Annotated in this window: 14 protein-coding genes; 12 read left to right on the plus strand and 2 right to left on the minus strand. The window is 73.5% G+C overall.

Annotated elements, in window-relative coordinates:
- Positions 1–12 precede the first annotated feature (12 nt).
- On the minus strand, positions 13–1,317 hold the full coding sequence (locus tag ACIA8L_RS02665; RefSeq protein ID WP_395899665.1) for a sensor histidine kinase: 1,305 nt from the start codon (positions 1,315–1,317) through the stop codon (positions 13–15).
- Between the two features lie 402 nt (positions 1,318–1,719).
- On the opposite strand from ACIA8L_RS02665, the gene ACIA8L_RS02670 reads away from it, so the two are divergent.
- The 12 genes from ACIA8L_RS02670 (at position 1,720) to ACIA8L_RS02725 (ending at position 16,731) form a co-directional block, all read left to right on the plus strand.
- Positions 1,720–2,442 carry a redox-sensing transcriptional repressor Rex gene (locus ACIA8L_RS02670; protein ID WP_395899666.1) on the plus strand — a complete coding sequence of 241 codons (723 nt, stop codon included), beginning with the start codon at positions 1,720–1,722 and terminating at the stop codon, positions 2,440–2,442.
- Positions 2,439–3,725: a glutamyl-tRNA reductase gene (locus tag ACIA8L_RS02675; protein WP_395899668.1), complete on the plus strand. Its 1,287-nt coding sequence runs from the start codon at positions 2,439–2,441 to the stop codon at positions 3,723–3,725. Before ACIA8L_RS02670 ends, ACIA8L_RS02675 begins: the two co-directional genes overlap by 4 nt.
- Positions 3,722–4,651, plus strand: coding sequence for a hydroxymethylbilane synthase (gene hemC, locus ACIA8L_RS02680; RefSeq protein ID WP_395899671.1), 930 nt, complete (start codon positions 3,722–3,724; stop codon positions 4,649–4,651). Before ACIA8L_RS02675 ends, hemC begins: the two co-directional genes overlap by 4 nt.
- Positions 4,635–6,218: a uroporphyrinogen-III synthase gene (locus tag ACIA8L_RS02685; protein ID WP_395899673.1), complete on the plus strand. Its 1,584-nt coding sequence runs from the start codon at positions 4,635–4,637 to the stop codon at positions 6,216–6,218. The genes hemC and ACIA8L_RS02685 overlap by 17 nt, the downstream gene beginning before the upstream one ends.
- Before the next feature lie 16 nt (positions 6,219–6,234).
- On the plus strand, positions 6,235–7,215 hold the full coding sequence (gene hemB, locus ACIA8L_RS02690; RefSeq protein WP_395899675.1) for a porphobilinogen synthase: 981 nt from the start codon (positions 6,235–6,237) through the stop codon (positions 7,213–7,215).
- 47 nt (positions 7,216–7,262) lie between these two features.
- Positions 7,263–8,813 carry a diguanylate cyclase gene (locus ACIA8L_RS02695; protein ID WP_395899677.1) on the plus strand — a complete coding sequence of 517 codons (1,551 nt, stop codon included), beginning with the start codon at positions 7,263–7,265 and terminating at the stop codon, positions 8,811–8,813.
- Between the two features lie 185 nt (positions 8,814–8,998).
- On the plus strand, positions 8,999–9,961 hold the full coding sequence (gene galE / locus ACIA8L_RS02700; RefSeq protein WP_395899679.1) for a UDP-glucose 4-epimerase GalE: 963 nt from the start codon (positions 8,999–9,001) through the stop codon (positions 9,959–9,961).
- Positions 9,962–9,992: 31 nt separating this feature from the next.
- Positions 9,993–12,020, plus strand: a complete 2,028-nt coding sequence (locus ACIA8L_RS02705; protein WP_395899681.1) for a hypothetical protein — start codon at positions 9,993–9,995, stop codon at positions 12,018–12,020.
- Between the two features lie 10 nt (positions 12,021–12,030).
- The gene (gene pelF / locus ACIA8L_RS02710; RefSeq protein ID WP_395899683.1) at positions 12,031–13,461 is read left to right on the plus strand and encodes a GT4 family glycosyltransferase PelF; all 1,431 of its coding nucleotides are present in this window, start codon (positions 12,031–12,033) and stop codon (positions 13,459–13,461) included.
- 263 nt (positions 13,462–13,724) lie between these two features.
- Complete coding sequence (locus tag ACIA8L_RS02715; protein ID WP_395899685.1) at positions 13,725–15,161, plus strand: hypothetical protein; 1,437 nt, start codon at positions 13,725–13,727, stop codon at positions 15,159–15,161.
- Positions 15,158–15,796: a spherulation-specific family 4 protein gene (locus tag ACIA8L_RS02720; RefSeq protein ID WP_395899687.1), complete on the plus strand. Its 639-nt coding sequence runs from the start codon at positions 15,158–15,160 to the stop codon at positions 15,794–15,796. The genes ACIA8L_RS02715 and ACIA8L_RS02720 overlap by 4 nt, the downstream gene beginning before the upstream one ends.
- On the plus strand, positions 15,793–16,731 hold the full coding sequence (locus tag ACIA8L_RS02725) for an endo alpha-1,4 polygalactosaminidase (RefSeq protein ID WP_395899689.1): 939 nt from the start codon (positions 15,793–15,795) through the stop codon (positions 16,729–16,731). The genes ACIA8L_RS02720 and ACIA8L_RS02725 overlap by 4 nt, the downstream gene beginning before the upstream one ends.
- A gap of 21 nt (positions 16,732–16,752) precedes the next feature.
- Here the strand turns inward: ACIA8L_RS02725 and ACIA8L_RS02730 are convergent, their stop codons facing one another.
- Positions 16,753–17,406, minus strand: coding sequence for a TetR/AcrR family transcriptional regulator (locus ACIA8L_RS02730; protein WP_395899691.1), 654 nt, complete (start codon positions 17,404–17,406; stop codon positions 16,753–16,755).
- Positions 17,407–17,562 lie beyond the last annotated feature (156 nt).

Below are 17,562 nucleotides of genomic sequence, written 5' to 3' on the forward strand. Positions count from 1 at the left end.
GCGGGACCGTTCTTACGGAATCGGCAGGATCGCCACGAGCTTGGTGCCGCTCTCGAGGGGGCTGGTGACGGTCAGCTCGCCGCCGGCCGCCCGGACCCGGTCGGCCAGGCCGGTGAGCCCGTGGCCCTTGGCCAGGCTGGCCCCGCCGACGCCGTCGTCCTCGACGGTGACGAGCATGCCGTAGGCGGAGCGCTGCAGCGCGACCTTGACCTCGGAGGCGTGGGAGTGCTTGGCCACGTTGGTGAGGGCCTCGGCGACCACGAAGTAGGCCGTCGTCTCCACGTGCGCGGCCAGCCGGTCGATCTCCGGCAGCTCCAGGTCGACGGGCACGATCGAGCGGGCCGCGAGGGCGGTCAGCGCGGCCCGCAGGCCCCGGTCGACCAGGATCGGCGGGGCGATCCCGCGGGACAGCGCGCGCAGCTCCTCCAGGGTCTCCCGGGTCTGGGCGAGAGCCTCGGCGACGGTCGCCCGGGCCGCCCCCGGGTCGTTGTCGAACTGCAGGTCGGCCCGGCCGAGGTCCATGGCCAGCCGGACCAGCCGCTGCTGGGGGCCGTCGTGGATGTCGCGCTCCAGCCGGCGCAGGGCGGTCGCCTCGGCCGAGACGGCGGCGGTGGTCTGGGCCCGGGCCCGGTCCCGGCTGCGCTCGGCCTCGTAGACCCGCTCCCGCAGCTCGCTGACGCCGCTGAGCAGGGCCCGGGCGAAGAGCGCCTCCAGCAGGGTCACGCCCCGCACGACGGGGATCAGGGTGAGGGCGAAGATCAGGCCGAGGCCGGTGTGGAACAGCACGCGCACCGTGGTGCCGCGGCCCAGGCCCAGCAGCTCGGGCAGGTCGTGCATGTCCGGGCCGCGCGGGATCGACCAGTCCCAGAGCACGGTGGTCAGCCCGCCGAGGGCGCCGGCCCACCAGACCACCACGAACGCGAAGGCGAAGGTGCTCGGGATGATCCGGAAAACGCCGTGGACCACGTCGAGCCACGACTGGCCGTCGGTGAGCGGGACGAACGTGCGCTTCCAGAAGCCGGCGTCGGATCTCGCCTTCTTGTAGTACGGGTGTGGCAGGTCGACGCGCAGGACCGGCCCGACGCGGGCGCGCTCAAGGGTGGCGAAACCGCGGGCCTGAAAGATGGTGGCGAAGAGCACCGGGAAGCCGATGACCAGCACCATCAGGCCGACGCCGAGGGAGAACCCCGTGACGCACAGCACGATGGTGATGATCGACAGGGGGAAGCCGAGCAGCACGTACTGCGTGTCGATCCCCAGCTGCCGGAAGATGCGGAATGAGCGGCCGGGGCCGAGCGGGGTGATGGTCGTCGTCATGCCATTGACGCTAGGCATCGCGGCCCTCACCTCCCATCCCGCCGTCCGGCCACTTGATGGTAGGGGCAGCCCTACTGGAAAAACGTGTAGTCTCGCTACGTAAGTGCGTGTCGGGTGCGGCAAATGCCGGAATCGTGGAGATAATGGCCACAGCGCCCGCCCGCTGCCGACCGCGTCGGAGAAAGGGGGCACCACGTGCCGCGGGGGCATTTCTCGCGTGCGCGATCCGCACGGGCGGGCGCTGACCTCTACGTGGTGGGCGCCGACTCTTCAAGATCGCGATTTGTGCACGGCTTCACAAGCGCCTACTCTGTTGCAACGACGAACCCCGCTAGCACAGGCGGTAGTCGCCATTGCGAGCGGCCTCGTACAACGCCGCCGTCGTCGTCGTCTCGGAGACTCATGAGCCAGCAGCGCACCGGCCCCACCGACGGACCGGACTTTCCGGACCTGCCGGAGGCGACCGTCGCCAGGCTTCCGGAGTACCTTCGCGCCCTGCACCACCTCGCGGAGGACGGGCACGAAACGGTCTCCTCGGAGGGTCTGGCCGCGGCCGCGGGGGTCAACTCCGCCAAGCTCCGCAAGGACCTGTCCCACCTGGGCCGCACCGGCACCCGCGGCGTCGGCTACGACGTCACCGTGTTGATCGACCAGATCGAGCACGTGCTGGGCCTGACCCACCGCCGGGCCGTCGCCCTCGTCGGCGTCGGCAACCTCGGTCACGCCCTCGCCGGCTACGCGGGCTTCGGCAGCCGCGGCTTCCGCATCGCCGCCCTCTTCGACGCCGACCTCAGCCGCGTCGGCGAGCAGATCAACGGCCTGGTCGTGCGGCACATCGACGAGCTGCCGGAGATCGTCGACACCGAGTCGATCTCGATCGCCGTGATCGCGACCCCGGCCCACGCCGCCCAGCACGTCTGCGACCGCCTGGTGGCCGCCGGTGTGACGAGTGTCCTGAACTTCGCACCCTGCGTCTTGAACGTCCCCGACGGCGTCGACGTGCGTAAGGTCGACCTGGCCATCGAGTTGCAGATCCTGTCGTTCCACGAGCACCGCAAGTCGGCGCTCACGGGTCTGCCCGCGGTCCAGAAGAACGCGCACGGCGGAGCTGAGGTGGCGTCATGAACTTGCTGATCGTCGGGCTGTCGCACCGCACCGCGAGCGTGCCGCTCCTGGAGAAGCTGGTCCTGGCCCCGGGGGAGACGCCGGCGGTCCTGGCCGAGCTCGTCGGGATGCAGTACGTCGACGAGGCCGTGGTCCTCTCCAGCTGCAACCGCGTGGAGATCTACGCATCGGTCACCGCCTTCCACGGCGGCCTGGCCGACATCGGCGGCCTCCTCGCCGCCCGGGCCGGCCTGCCCATGAGCGAGCTGGCTCCGCAGCTGTACGTGCACTACGAGGCCGACGCCGTCCGGCACGCCTTCCGCGTCGCCGCCGGCCTCGACTCGATGGTCGTCGGCGAGTCGCAGATCCTCGGCCAGCTCCGCGAGGCCTACAACACCGCGAGCGAGCACGGCACCGTCGGCCGGCTCATGCACGAGCTGCTGCAGCAGGCCCTGCGGGTCGGCAAGCGGGTGCACGCCGAGACCGAGATCGACCGGGCCGGGCAGAGCGTCGTCAGCGCCGCCCTCGCCTACGGCCAGGGCGCGACCGCCCCGGTCGAGGGCCGCCCGGCGCTCGTGATCGGGGCCGGGTCCATGGGGGCGCTGTCCCTGGCGACCCTGCGCCGGGCCGGTGCCGCCCCCCTCTACGTGACCAACCGCGGCCACGCCCGCGCCGAGCGCCTGGCCGAGCTGCACGGGGCCGAGGCCGTCCCCTTCGCCGAGCTCCCGTCGCTGCTGGAGCGGGTCGACGTGGTCGTCAGCGCGACCGCCTCCCCGGAGCCGGTCCTCGACGCGCGGCTCCTGGCCGGCGCCGGCCGCGACCTGCTCGTGCTGGACCTGGCCATGCCCCGCGACGTGGCCCCGGCCGTGCGCGAGCTGCCCGGCATCACCGTCGTCGACATCGAGCTGCTCGCCGAGTCGCTGTCGACGACCGCCGACACCGAGGAGCGGGCCGGCGAGGAGATCGTCGCGGCCGAGGTCGAGGCCTACCTGACCTGGCTGCGCGGCGCCGACGTGGCCCCGACCGTGGCCGCGCTGCGGGCCCGGGCCGACGAGGTCGTCGAGGCCGAGCTGCGCCGGCTGGCCCAGCGCTGCCCGGAGCTCGGCGACTCGGCGCGGGCCGAGGTCGCCCACAGCGTCCACCGGATCGTCCAGCGGCTCCTGCACCAGCCGACCGTCCGGGTCCGGCAGCTGGCCGCGGCCCCCGGCGGCGAGGCCTACGCGCAGGCGCTGCGGGAGCTGTTCGACCTGCACATCCCGACCGCCGACATCAACCCGGCCCACGCTTCCGAGGTGCACCCGTGACGCTCAGGCTCGGCACCCGGGGCAGCAAGCTGGCGATGGCGCAGTCCACGACCATCGCCGACGCCGTGCGCGCGAAGACCGGCCGCGACGTCGAGCTCGTCGAGATCGTGACGCCGGGCGACCGCTCGAGCGCGCCGATCCCGCAGCTCGGCGTGGGCGTGTTCGTCTCCGCCCTGCGCGACGCGCTGCTGGCCAAGGAGATCGACTTCGCCGTCCACTCCTACAAGGACCTGCCGACGGCGGGCGCCGAGGGCCTGGTCATCGCGGCCATTCCGGGCCGCGCCGACCCCCGTGACGCGCTCGTCGCCCGGGGCGGGCTCACCCTCAACGAGCTGCCCGACGACGCGCGGATCGGCACCGGGGCGCTGCGCCGGATCGCCCAGATCAACGCGCTCGGGCGGCGGCTGACCGCGGTGCCGCTGCGCGGCAACATCGACACCCGCCTGCGCAAGCTCGCCGAGGGCGAGTTCGACGCGATTGTCCTGGCCAACGCCGGGCTGGTCCGCATCGACCGCGGCGGCGAGGCGACCGAGGTGCTCGACCCGCTGCTGATGCTGCCCGCGCCCGCGCAGGGCGCCCTGGCCGTCGAGTGCCGCGAAGACGATGCCGAGCTGCGCGAGATCCTCGCCGCGCTCGACGACGAATACACCCGCGCGGCGGTCACCGCCGAGCGGGCGCTGTTGGCCGAGCTCGAGGCGGGCTGTTCCGCACCGATCGCGGCACTGGCCGAGGTCGCCGAGGGCGATGAGGGGCCCGAGATTTATCTGCGCGGTGCCGTGTTCAGCCCGGACGGCGGCTTCGCCCTCCGGCTCTCGCGCACCGGAACGCTCGCCGACGCCGCGGAGGTGGGCCGAGCCCTGGCCCGCGACCTGCGCGAAGAAGGCGCCGACAACGCACTGGGAGTGCAGCATGACCCGCACCCGTAAGGGCAGCACCGGCCGGATCGCCTTCGTCGGGGCCGGCCCCGGCGACCCCGGCCTGCTGACGCGCCGCGCCCATGAGGCGCTGGTGACCGCCGACCACGTCGTCCACGACCGCAACGTCCCCGACCCGCTGCTCGCCGCGATCCGCGCCGAAGCCGACCCGGAGTGCCAGTTCAGCCCGGCCGAGGGCGCACCCGGCGACGTGGCCAAGGTGCTGCTCTCCGCGGCCCGCTCCGGCCTGCGCGCGGTGCACCTCGTCGGCGGCGACCCGATGGCCCACGACACGGTACTGAAAGAGGTGCAGGCCGTCGCCCGCACCGCGGTGCCGTTCGAGGTCGTGCCCGGCATCGGCCAGGCCGCCGGGGTCGCCACCTACGCCGGGGTGCCGCTGCCCGGCGTCCGCGTGACCGCCGACGTCGACGACGTGCAGTCCGTCGACTTCGAGTCCATCGCCACCGCCGTGGCCCGCGGCTCGTCCGCGCTCGCCGTCGACGCCGGTGACCTCGCCGCTGTCCGCGACGGGCTCCTCGCGGCCGGGGTCGACCCGGCCACCCCGGTGTCGATCACGGGCGACGGCACGGGCGAGACGCAGTACAGCTCCGCCTCCAGCGTCGACAGCATGGTCGCCGCCGCGCTCGGCTTCGCCGGCCGCGTCGTGCTGTGCCTCGGCGCCGGCGTCGCCCAGCGCGAGAAGCTCGGCTGGTGGGAGAACCGGCCGCTCTACGGCTGGAAGGTCCTCGTGCCCCGCACGAAGGAGCAGGCCGGCGCGATGAGCGAGCGGCTGCGGGCCTACGGGGCGATCCCGTGCGAGGTCCCGACCATCGCCGTGGAGCCGCCGCGCACCCCGGCCCAGATGGAGCGGGCGATCAAGGGCCTCGTCGACGGCCGCTACGCCTGGACGGTCTTCACCTCGGTCAACGCGGTCCGCGCGGTCTGGGAGAAGTTCGCCGAGCACGGCCTCGACGCCCGGCACTTCGGCGGGGTCAAGGTCGCCTGCATCGGCGAGGCCACCGCCGAGGCCGTCCGCGGCTTCGGTATCGTGCCGGAGCTGGTGCCGAGCGGCGAGCAGTCCTCCGAGGGCCTCCTCGCCGAGTTCTCCCCGCACGACGAGGTGCTCGACCCGGTCGGGCGGGTGCTCCTGCCGCGGGCCGACATCGCGACCGAGACCCTCGCGGCCGGCCTCACCGAGCTCGGCTGGGAGGTCGACGACGTGACCGCCTACCGCACGGTCCGCGCGGCCCCGCCGCCGGCCGACATCCGCGACGCGATCAAGTCCGGTGGCTTCGACGCGGTCCTGTTCACGTCGTCGTCCACGGTGCGCAACCTGGTCGGCATCGCCGGCAAGCCGCACGCCCGCACGGTCGTCGCGGTCATCGGGCCGAAGACCGCGGACACCGCGGTCGAGTTCGGCCTGCGCGTCGACGTCCAGCCGGCGCACGCCTCCGTGCCCGACCTGGTCGAGGCACTCGCCGGTTACGCTGTGGAACTGCGCGAGAAACTGGCCGCGATGCCTGCCAAGCAGCGCCGCGGCTCCAAGGTGCAGGGCCCTACTGCCCTGAGGTTCCGCTGACGAGGGGTCACTCCCGATGGGTTTTCCTGAAGTACGGCCGCGCCGGCTGCGTCGCACCCCAGCGATGCGCCGGCTCGTCGCCGAGACGCACGTGCGGCCGTCCAACCTGATCCTGCCGATGTTCGTGAAGGAGGGGCTGACCGAGCCGCGGCCGATCAGCTCCCTGCCCGGCGTCGTGCAGCACTCCCGCGAGTCGCTGCGCAAGGCCGCCGCCGAGGCGGTCGCCGAGGGCGTCGGCGGCATCATGCTCTTCGGCGTCCCGCAGACCCGCGACGAGACCGGCTCCGGCGGCATCGACCCCGACGGCATCCTCAACGTCGCCCTCCGTGACGTGATCGCCGAGGTCGGCGACGCCACCGTCGTCATGGCCGACCTGTGCCTGGACGAGTTCACCTCGCACGGGCACTGCGGCGTCCTGGCCGCCGACGGCTCCGTCGACAACGACGCGACGCTGCGGCAGTACGAGCTGATGGCCCTGGCCCAGGCCGAAGCCGGCGCGCACGTCCTCGGCCCGTCCGGCATGATGGACGGCCAGGTCGGCGTGGTCCGCTCGGCGCTGGACCGGGCCGGATACACGGACGTCGCGCTGCTCGCCTACGCGGTGAAGTACGCCAGCGCCTTCTTCGGCCCGTTCCGCGAGGCCGTCGAGTCCGCGCTGACCGGCGACCGCAAGGGCTACCAGCAGGACCCGGCCAACGTCCGCGAGTCGATCCGCGAGGTGCTCCTCGACGTCGAGGAGGGCGCGGACATGGTCATGGTCAAGCCCGCCCTGCCGTATCTCGACGTCGTCACCCGGGTCGCCGAGCTCGTCGACGTGCCCGTGGCGGCCTACCAGGTCTCCGGGGAGTACGCGATGGTCGAGGCGGCCGTGGCCAACGGCTGGCTGGACCGCGAGCGGGTGATCCTGGAGACCCTCACCTCGATCCGCCGGGCCGGTGCCCAGCTGATCCTGACCTACTGGGCGGCCGACGCCGCTCGCCTCCTGCGCCGCGGCTGATCCCGGATTGCACTCATCCGGCCCGCCGCGGTGCCGACGTCACGTTGGTGCTGCCCGTTGCCGTCCGCCCGTATGGGCCGTTCCACGAGCTGGCCCTGCAGGTCCATGAGCTGACCGTGCAGGGCCGCAACTCGCAGGCCCTCGCCCTGGCCGACCGGGTCGAGGCGATCGCCGGGCTGCTCGGCGCCGAGCGGACCGCCGGCATGGCCCTGCAGGGCCGGATGTACGCCCTGATCTCCCTCGGCCGCCTCCAGGAGGCCCTGGCCACCGGGGAGCGGCTGCTGCAGTGGCACCGGGCGACCGGCGTGCGCGGCGGCGAGGCCCGGGCCCTGGCCGACATCGCCGAGACCCTGATCAAGAGCGGCCGCCTCGACGAGGGCCTGCACCGGCTGGCCAACGCGCTGCGCGTGCTCGACCGGCTGCCGGTCGGCAACCCCCGGTACATCGCCGCGCTCTCCTCGATCTCCGAGGCGGCCCGCGCCGCGGAGCTCTACGAACTGGCCGACTCCTCGGCCGCCTACGCCATGGAGGCCTTCGACCTCGACCCGGCCCAGCACGTCTCGGCCGAGCTGCAGCGGGCCGAGCAGCTGCTCGAGTGGGGCCTGCGGCTGGAGCACGTCGGCCTGGTCGAGGAGGCCGGCGGCAAGTTCGCCAAGGCGGCCGGGCTGGTCCGCCCCTGGGTCGAGGCCGAGTTCGCCGACGCCCCGCTCGCCAACGCCCTGCACGCCCTCGCCCTGGTCACGACCGGGGACGTCGACGGGGCGCGGCGGCTCGCGGCCGGCCTGATCATGTCGCTGCGCACCGGCGGCCACGAGCACGAGGCCCGCCTGGCCCACCTCGCCCACGGCATCGCCCTGCGCCACCACGGCGACCTGCCCGGGGCCCGCCGCGAGTTCCTGGCCGCGGCCGAGCTCGCCCCGCTGAGCTCCCAGCGGCTGATCTTCCAGTACGAGCTGGCCCGGCTGGCCGCCGTCGCCCAGCCCGGGGAGGCCGCGACCGCCCTGCTGGGCGCGGTCCAGGCCCAGGCCCGCCACCTGTGGCAGCTGCGCCAGGAGCGCCGGACCATGCTGCAGCAGGCCCGCCGCCGGGTGGAGCTGGAGGCGGCCCGCGAGCGCGCCGACCGGGCCGCCGCCCAGGACGCCCTCACCGGCCTGGGCAACCGCCGCCAGTTCGACCGCCACCTCGACCTGGTCGCCGAGGCCGGCCCCGGGGTCCTGCTCCTGGTCGACGTCGACCACTTCAAGCACATCAACGACCGCTACTCCCACGGCACCGGCGACCGGGTCCTGCGGGAGCTCGCGGCCGTCCTGCGGGCTCACTGCCGCCCCGACGACGTGCCGGTCCGCCTCGGCGGCGACGAGTTCGCCCTGTTCCTGCGCTGCGATCTGGCCACCGCGGCCCGGGTCGGCGCCCGCATCCGCGACGTGATCGCCGCCCGCGACTGGAACGAGGTGGCCCTGGGCCTGCGGGTCACGCTGAGCATGGGCGTGGCCGCCCGCACCGCCGGCATGACCGGCCGCGACCTCTACGACCTGGCCGACCGCCACCTCTACGCGGCCAAGCGGGCCGGCCGGGACCGGGTCGCCGCCGCGGCCTGAATCAATCGCCCAAATCGGTCATACTGGGCGTGTTGCAGTACCCCCGCAGCAGTGCTTTCGACAAAATAGTTATCGCAGCTCATCGGCCCGGTAACGGCATCCGGCGTGTGAAACTTGGCGGTCGTCAACTGTCAGGAAAATGACAGTTGCCCGATTGGGTGGGTTCGCCCGTCGTTGCGCCATCTGTGAGATGGCTCGTCACCGGAGGCGCCGGTTACATCGGCGCGCATGTCGTCGCCGCGCTGCAAACGGCCGGCGTCGAATGCATTGTCATCGATGATCTGTCCACCGGGCGGGCGGCCCGGGTGCCGTTCGGGGTGCCGCTGCTGCGGGCCGACGTGCGCGACGCCGCGGCCGTGCGCGACGCCGTCCACCGGCACCGGCCCGACGGCGTGATCCACCTCGCCGCGCGCAAGGACGTCGCCGAGTCGACCGCCCACCCGCTGCGGTACTACCAGGACAACCTCGACGGGCTGCGGGCCGTCCTGGCCGCCGTCGCCGCCGCCGGGACCCGGTCCGTGCTCTTCTCCTCCAGCGCCGCCGTCTACGGCACGCCCCGCCGCTCCCCGGTCCGCGAGCAGGACGCCGCCGAGCCCGAGAACGCCTACGGGCGGACCAAGCTCGTCGGCGAGTGGATGCTGCGCGACGCCGCCACCAGCGCCGGGTTCCGCTGGGCGGCGCTGCGCTACTTCAACGTCGCCGGCGCCGCCGCGGCGCACCTGCGCGACGAGGGCGGCACGAACCTCGTGCCCCGCCTGCTGCGCGCGGCCGCGCTGGGCATCCCGGCGACGATCTTCGGCACCGACTACCCGACCGCCGACGGCACCGCCGTGCGCGACTACGTCCACGTGGCCGACATCGCCGACGCCCACGTCCGGGCCGCGCTCGCCCTGCACGAGGGGGAGCTGCGGGCCGAGGTCCTCAACGTCGGCCGCGGCGAGGGCGCCTCCGTGCTGCAGATGGTCACCGCCGTCGGCCGCGCCCTCGGCCGCCCCCTGCCCTACGACGAGGCCCCCCGCCGCCCCGGCGACCCGGCCGCCGTCGTCGCCAGCCCGGCCCGCATCCGCGCCCGCCTCGGCTGGCGGGCCGCCCACAACCTGCACAGCATCGTCGCCTCGTCCATCGCCGAAGTCGTCAAAGCCGCGTAAGACGAAAACCCCGCCGAAGGAGTTCAGCACCTTGAAGTCCCGGATCGTCGCCGGAGCGCTCGCCCTGTTGGGCCTCGCCGGTATCGCCATCGCCCAGCCCGCCCTCGCCGCCGACGGCCCCAAGCAGCGCATCGACCTGCGGGTCCTCGTGCTCGACGACGCCAGCACCGGCATCGACACCCTCCGCGCTCAGCTCGACCGCGAGGGCGTCCCCTACGACGTGCTCAACCTCACCGACGGCGGCCGCCCCGCCGTCACCGCCGCCTACCTCGCCGACTCCGTGAGCGGCGTGCGCCGGGCGAAGTACCAGGGCGTCGTCGTGCCCAACGAGAACGCCGTCACCGGCGCCGAGGCCACCGCCCTGGCCGACTTCGAACGCGAGTTCAAGGTCCGCCAGATCGACGCCTACACCTTCGCCGGCGCGAACGTCGGGCTCACCAACGCCTGGAGCGGCGTCCTCGACGGGGCCGCGCTGCAGGTCACCGCGGCCGGGAAGACCGCCGGGTTCGGCTACCTCAACGGCAGCCTCCCCGTCGACGACCGCGACCCGGCCGTGTCGGAGTCGTTCGGGTACCTCGGCGCCGCCGCCGCCCCGGCCGGGACGACGTTCACGCCCCTGGTGACCGGCACCAAGCCCGGCGGCGGGACCTCCGGCTCGCTCATGGGCGTCTACACCCACGACGGCCGCGAAGAACTCGTGGTGACGCTCGCGGCCAACCGGTACCAGACGCATGCCCTGGAGCTCGGCCACGGCCTGGTCACGTGGCTCACCCGGGGTGTCCACCTCGGCTACACCCGCAACTTCTTCGCCGTCCACGTCGACGACCTGTTCCTGCCCGACGACCGCTGGGACACCGTGCACAACTGCACCGTCGGCGACGACTGCAACCCGCAGCGGGACCCGGCCACGCTGCCGTACAACCAGACCATCCGGATGACCAAGGACGACGTGAACGCGCTCGTCACCTGGCAGAACGCCCGCGGCGTCCGGCTCGACCTGGCCTTCAACGGCGGCGGCAGCGTCGAGGCCGGCACCGGCGACCCGCTGACCGCGGCGGTCGTGGCGAACAAGGGCCAGTTCCGGTTCATCAACCACACGTACGAGCACCCGTACCTCGGCTGCGTCCAGGACTTCACCGTCACCCCGTGGAAGTGTGCGACCGACGCCGCCGGGCAGACCCGCTGGGTGTCGCAGGCCGACATCTCCAGCCAGATCAAGCAGAACGTCGACTGGGCGAAGTCCAAGGGCCTCACCGTCGACGCGAGCGAACTCGTCACCGGTGAGCACTCCGGCCTCAAGACGCTGCCGCAGATGCCGAACGACAACCCGAACCTGGCCCCGGCCCTGACCGCCAACGGCGTCAAGTACGTCGCCTCCGACGCCTCCCGCGAGCAGACCGCCCGGACCGTCGGCGGCGCCACCACCGTCCCCCGGTTCCCGATGAACATCTACTACAACGTCGCCACCGTCGCCGAAGAGGTCGACGAGTACAACTGGCTCTACACCAGCGCGGCCAACGGCGGCAGCGGCATCTGCGAGAACAACCCGGTCTCCACCTGCATCAGCCCCCTCGGCGCCAGCGGCTTCGCGAACTACATCGTGCCGCTCGAGTCGCGCATCGCCTACGATCACGTCGTCTCGGCCAACCCGGCCCCGCACTACGCGCACCAGTCGAACCTGGCCGAGGACCGCATCCTCTACCCGGTCCTCGACGCCGTCCTGGCCCGCTACCGCGCCACCTACACGACCGCCACCCCGGTGGTGAACCCCAGGTTCGCCGAGTCCGCCCTGCAGAACCGGCGCCAGTCGGCCTGGACCGCAGCCGTGCAGAGCAGGCAGATCGAGGCGTACCTCCTCGACGGCAAGGTCACCGTGACCAACAAGGGCAATGCGCTCGACGTGCCGATGACGATGCCGACCGGCACCACCCTCGTCACCGCCTCCGTGCTCGGCCTCGAGGTCAGCGGCGGCCCGTTCGGCGAGGCCTACGGCGGCGAGCGCTCCGCGTGGCGCAGCCTGGCCAAGAGCGCCCAGCAGCAGCTGCGCGTCACGAGCTGAGGTTCGTCCCGTGCGCGTCGTCCTCGTCAACGAAGGCACCTACCCCTACGCCACCGGCGGCGTCACCACCTGGTGCGACCAGCTGGTGCGCGGACTGTCCGAAGTGGAGTGGGACCTCGTCGCCATCGTCGGCACCGAGCCCGACCGGCCCGCGATCGAACTGCCCGGCAACGTCCGGTCACTGCGCGCGGTGCCGGTCTGGGGCCCGGCCCGCCCGGCCCGCGGTCGGGTCGAGCGGGCCGCCGGGCTGCTGTGCCGGGGCATGCTCGGCGACTCCGCGGCCGACCTCGTCCTGTTCGCCGAGGGCCTGCGGGCGCTGTCCGGCCTGGCCGTGGGGCGGACCCGGTTCGGCCGCCGGGTGGGCCGGCACCCCCTCGCGGGCGCGGGCCTGGCCGACATCCTCCTCGACGCCTGGGCCCGGGCCACCGCCGACGGGCTCCGGCTGCCGCGGCTCACCCTGCGGGAGGCGGACGAGGCGGCGGTACTGCTGGAACACGCCCTGCGCCCGCTCGCCGCGACCCTGCCCGAGGACGCCCAGCTCGTCCACGCCAACGCCAACGGCCTCTCGGCGATGGTCGCCCTGGCCGCGAAGTGGCGCCTCGGCGTGCCGTTCATGATGACCGAGCACGGGGTGTACCTCCGCGAGCGCTACCTCGCCGCCGGCACCCAGACGCCCGGCGTCAAGACCGCGCTGCTGCGCTTCCACCGGGCCCTCGCCCGGCTCGCCTACTGGGAGGCCGACCTGATCACCCCGGTCAGCGGGTTCAACGCCCGCTGGGCCGTGCGCCACGGCGCCGACCCGGCCAAGCTCGCCGTCATCGGCAACGGCGTCGACCCCGACCGGTTCCCGCCGCTGACCACCGAACCCGACGCCCCCGTCATCTCCTGGGTCGGGCGCGTCGACCCGCTCAAGGACCTCGAGACGCTCATCCGCGCGCTCGCCATCGTCCGCGAGTCCATCCCCGACGCCCGCCTGCACCTGGCCGGCCCCGTCCCGGCCGGCAACGAGTCCTACGCCGCCGACTGCCGCGCGGTCGCCGCCGGGCTCGGCCTCACCGGCGCCGTCACGTGGGCCGGCCCGTGCCGGACCAGCCGCGACGCGTTCGCGGCCGGGCAGGTGGCGGCCCTGTCGAGCATCTCCGAGGGGATGCCCTACACGGTCCTGGAGGCGATGATGTGCGGCCGGCCCACGGTCAGCACCGACGTCGGCGGCGTGGCCGAGGCGGTCGGCAACGCCGGCCTGGTGGTGCCGCCGCGCGACCCGGCCGCGTTCGCCGCCGCCTGCGTGGCGTTCCTGTCCTCGGCCCAGTTCCGGGCCACGATCGGCCACGCCGGGCGGGAGCGGGCGCTGTCGGAGTACACCCTGGACCGCTGCCTGTCCGCCTATCGGCAGCGGTATGTCTCCTTCACGAGCCGGCTGGCTGAGCTGGTGCCGGCATGAGCGGTACGGAGCGAAGCGGAGTGGCCGCGATCGGGTCGGCACAGGTTTGGCTCAGGCCGGCGCCGGAGCTTGCGGAGGTGCCGGCATGAGCGGTACGGAGCGAAGCGGAGTGGCCGCGATCGGGTCGGCACAGGTTTGGCTCAGGTCGGCGCCGGAGCTTGCGGAGGTGCCGGCGTGAGCGGTACGGAGCGAAGCGGAGTGGCCGCGATCGGGTCGGCACAGGTTTGGCTCAGGTCGGCACAGGAGCTTGCGGAGGTGCCGGCATGAGCGGGGACTCGCTGGTCATCGTGCCGGCCCAGCGAAGAGCGCGGCCGAGCGAACTGGACCGGCCGGAGCCGCTGCGCTACGTCGGGCGGGTCGCCACCGACCCCGTCGCCGCGCTCGCCGACAAGATGCGCGAGGACTGCCTCGACGCCGTCGACATCGACGAGATCGCGGCCATCCTGGAGGCCAACGGCATCAACGACCGCGTCGCCGACCGCGAGTACGGCTCCCCGTCGGTGTTCGCCCTCGCCGGCCGGGTCGTCGCCCGCAGCCTCGACGCCGCCGACACCCAGGTCTTGCGCCCCATCCCGGTCGAGGGCCCGAGCCGTTCCAAGATCATTACTGACACACTCCTGCGGGCCCTGATCTACCTGACCCCGCTCGCGATCGGCATCGGCGCCTCGTCCGAAGTGGACGGTGTGCCGGCCCTCGCCACCACCGGCACCCTGGTGCTCGGCTGGGGCGGCGGCCAGGCCCTGTCCTACCTCGGCTACCGGGCCCTGTCCGAGCGCGGCCGCACCGCCGCCGCCCGCCTGCTCGGCCTCGGCTTCCTCGGTCTGGCCGCACTGTGGGCGCTGGTCCTGACCGGCGAGGGCGCCCGCGCGTACACCGTCGCCGCCGTCCAGCTCGCGCTGTTCGCCGTCGCCGGGGTGACCCTGGTGACCAACCGGGAACGGGTGGTCATCGGCGCCGTCGCGCCCGTCTGGATCGCGACCGCCGGGCTGCGGTACGGGCTCAGCGTCCTCGTGCTCATCGCCTGTGTCGCGGTGCTGCTCGCCGTCGCCTACCGGCCCGTCCTCGGGCGCGGGCCGGTCGTCGTGCGGCGGCGGTGGCGGTCCTGGCGGCACGACGTCGGCTACGCCGCCCTCTACGGCCTCGTCGGCACCGGCCAGGCCGCGCTGCTGCGCACGGTCGCGCTCGACGGCATCGCCCCGCACCGGGTCCCCGTCGAGGCGGTGCCGCTCCTGCTCGGAGTACCCCTGATGGAACTCACGCTGGTGTGGCATCAGCGCCGGATCGCGTCCGCGCGCGCCAACCTGGCCGACCGCTTCGCCTTCGACCGCCGCCTCGGGCAGATCAGCGCCGGCACCGTCGCCGTCCTCGCCGTCCCGGTCGTCGCGGGCGCGGCCATCGCCGGCTCGATCTGGTTCGGCCTGCTCGCCCGCGGCCAGTCCCTCGCCGCCGCGGTCCTGCTCATGGCCGTCTACGCGCTGTGCCTGGTGCTCGCCGCGCACGGCCGGGCCGGCACCGCCGCCCTCGTCGTGTGGTGGCCGACCCTCCTCGTCACCGGCGTCGGGCACTGGGCCCCCGCTCTGGTGCACGTGTCACCGACGTTCGCCGAAACCCTCGCCGTCGCGACGCTGCTCGGAGCCGGTCTGCCCGGCCTGGCCGTCGCGGCGCTCGTCCTGCGCGATCCGGAGAGTTACCGAGAATGATGCTGCTGCCGCTGTACGTCCACCCGCTCACCGACCCCGAGGCGTGGGACTGCCTGCCCCGCGGCTCCGCCTGCTGGACGATCGTGAATGTCCACAATGGACCCGGCGCGGCCCGCGACGAGGTCTACACCGCCGCCACCGCGCGCCTGCACGAGTCCGGGGTCCGGATGCTGGGCTACGTGGACCTCGGCTACGGCGCGCGGCCCAACGGCGAGGTCTGGTGCGACATCGTCGGCTGGTCGCAGTACCCGGTCGGCGGCATCTTCTTCGACCAGACCCCGTCGGACGCGACCTCCCTCGCGTACGTCGCGCAGGTCGTGCGCGCGGTCCGCGGCGCGGTCGTGCTGAACCCCGGCACCCGCTGCGCACCCGGCTACGCCGCGCTGGCCGACATGGTGTGCACATTCGAGGGCACTTGGGAGTCATACATCGCCCTTTATGGCGATAACTCGATTGCTGAGCGGGACTGGCCGAACGCCGCCCACCTCGTCTACGGCGTGCCGACCGCCCGCCTCGGCGAGGCGACCGCGCTGCTGCTGCGGCGGGCCGGCCACGGCCTGGTCACCGACCTGGCCGGCCCGCTGCCGTACGAGGGCGTGCCCAGCTCCCTGCGCACGCGGGCCGCCGCCCGGTGAGCTCCCGCCGGCTGCGCGGCCTGCTGCTGTCCCTGGTCGCCGTGACCGTCCTGTACGCGGCCGCCTGCACCAGCGGCGGCGAGGGCCGCGGCCGCGACCTCGGCGGCGGCACCCACGGCCCGGCCACCGGCGGCGCCGACCCGTCGTACGGCGCCGGCCTCGGCTCGGCGTCCCCGTCGGCGTCCACGGGCCCGTCGGGCTCGCCCGGCCCCGGCACCGCCCCACCGGCCGGCGGCTGGTGGAAACCGGCGGTCGGCCAGACCTGGCAGTGGCAGCTGACCGGCACCCTGGACAAGTCGGTGCCGGCCGAGGTGTACGACGTCGACGGCGCCAACACCTCGGCCGCCGACGTGGCCGCGCTGAAGTCGGCCGGCCGGCACGTCATCTGCTACGTCAACGTCGGCGCGCACGAGAACTTCCGCGCCGACGCCAAGAACTTCCCGGAGTCGGTGCAGGGCAAGGGCCTCGACGGCTGGCCGGGGGAGAAGTGGCTCGACATCCGCCAGTGGAACGTCCTCGAGCCGCTGCTGTCGGCCCGGTTCCGCCAGTGCAAGGACAAGGGCTTCGACGCCGTCGAGCCCGACAACGTCGACGGCTACAGCAACAGCAGCGGCTTCCCCCTCAGCGCCGCCGACCAGCTCACCTTCAACCGCCGCGTCGCCGACCTGGCCCACCGCACCGGCCTCGGCGTGGGCCTGAAGAACGACGTCGAGCAGGCCGCGGCCCTGGCCCCGGCGTTCGACTTCGCGGTCAACGAGGAGTGCGCCCGCTACGACGAGTGCGACACGCTGAAGGTCTTCACCAACGCCGGCAAGCCGGTCTTCCACGTGGAGTACGACGGCTCGACCGGCACGTTCTGCTCCAAGACGAAGCCGCTGCGCTTCTCGTCGATGAAGAAGAAGATGGATCTCGACGCCTGGCGTGAGACGTGCTGACGTCGGAGACGTACACCGTTCCTACGACGTGAGGCCGTTGCGCTCGGCCAGGGCGTGCATCGCCCGCAGGATGCCGGCCCGGTCCGGCGCCGGCTCGGCCGGGGTGTCGGCCGGGGCGCGCAGGCCGGCCAGGGTGTAGCCGAGCTGGCGCCGCCACGCGGTCGGGGCGCTCTCCGCGGTGCGTTCCACCAGGCCGGCGTTGGCCATCAGGACCGGGACCACGTCCTCGTGCTGGAAGTCGGGGCGCAGGACCCCGGCCGCCCGGGCCCGGTCGATCAGGGCGGTGAGACCCCGGAACGCGCGGCCCCGCAACGACTCCAGCTCCGGCACCCCGGACACGGTCGCGGTCAGCAGGTCGGCGATCGCGCGGCTGCCCGCCTGCACCTCGCACAGGAACGTCAGGTGCTCGGCGAACGCGGCCCACGGGTCCTCGACGGCCAGGGCCCGTTCGGTCGCCGCCACCACCTCCCGCAGCGCGTCCTCGAACACCGCGGCGACGAGCTGGCCGCGGCTCGGGAAGCGGCGGTACAGGGTGGCGTTGCCGACTTTGGCCCGGCGGGCGATCTCGTCGAGCGGGGCTTCCAGGCCGCGCTCGGCGAACACCACCTTCGCGGTCTCCACCAGCTGCCGGCGGTTGCGTTCCGCGTCCCTGCGCAGTACACCCTGAGCCCCCATGGCTACAGCATATTCACGGAGGCTACGGAACGACCCCGGCCGGTCCGGCGAAACCGGCACCGCTTTCCCGGCTTTTGACGATGTGGACAAAAGTTAGAGTATCGAAGAACCAAAGTATGGACAGCCGTAGCTAAAGCCCCTAGTGTGTCCTCCACG

The organism is Dactylosporangium sp. NPDC051541 (assembly GCF_044454505.1).
In the GTDB taxonomy this organism is placed as follows: Bacteria; Actinomycetota; Actinomycetes; order Mycobacteriales; family Micromonosporaceae; genus Dactylosporangium.

Excerpts from the sequence above, each read along its gene's own strand:
- ACIA8L_RS02665 (WP_395899665.1), bottom strand. The coding sequence starts at position 1,317 with ATGACGACGACCATCACCCCGCTCGGCCCCGGCCGCTCATTCCGCATC.
- ACIA8L_RS02670 (WP_395899666.1), top strand. The coding sequence starts at position 1,720 with ATGAGCCAGCAGCGCACCGGCCCCACCGACGGACCGGACTTTCCGGAC.
- ACIA8L_RS02675 (WP_395899668.1), top strand. The coding sequence starts at position 2,439 with ATGAACTTGCTGATCGTCGGGCTGTCGCACCGCACCGCGAGCGTGCCG.
- ACIA8L_RS02685 (WP_395899673.1), top strand. The coding sequence starts at position 4,635 with ATGACCCGCACCCGTAAGGGCAGCACCGGCCGGATCGCCTTCGTCGGG.
- hemB (WP_395899675.1), top strand. The coding sequence starts at position 6,235 with ATGGGTTTTCCTGAAGTACGGCCGCGCCGGCTGCGTCGCACCCCAGCG.
- ACIA8L_RS02715 (WP_395899685.1), top strand. The coding sequence starts at position 13,725 with ATGAGCGGGGACTCGCTGGTCATCGTGCCGGCCCAGCGAAGAGCGCGG.
- ACIA8L_RS02720 (WP_395899687.1), top strand. The coding sequence starts at position 15,158 with ATGATGCTGCTGCCGCTGTACGTCCACCCGCTCACCGACCCCGAGGCG.
- ACIA8L_RS02730 (WP_395899691.1), bottom strand. The coding sequence starts at position 17,406 with ATGGGGGCTCAGGGTGTACTGCGCAGGGACGCGGAACGCAACCGCCGG.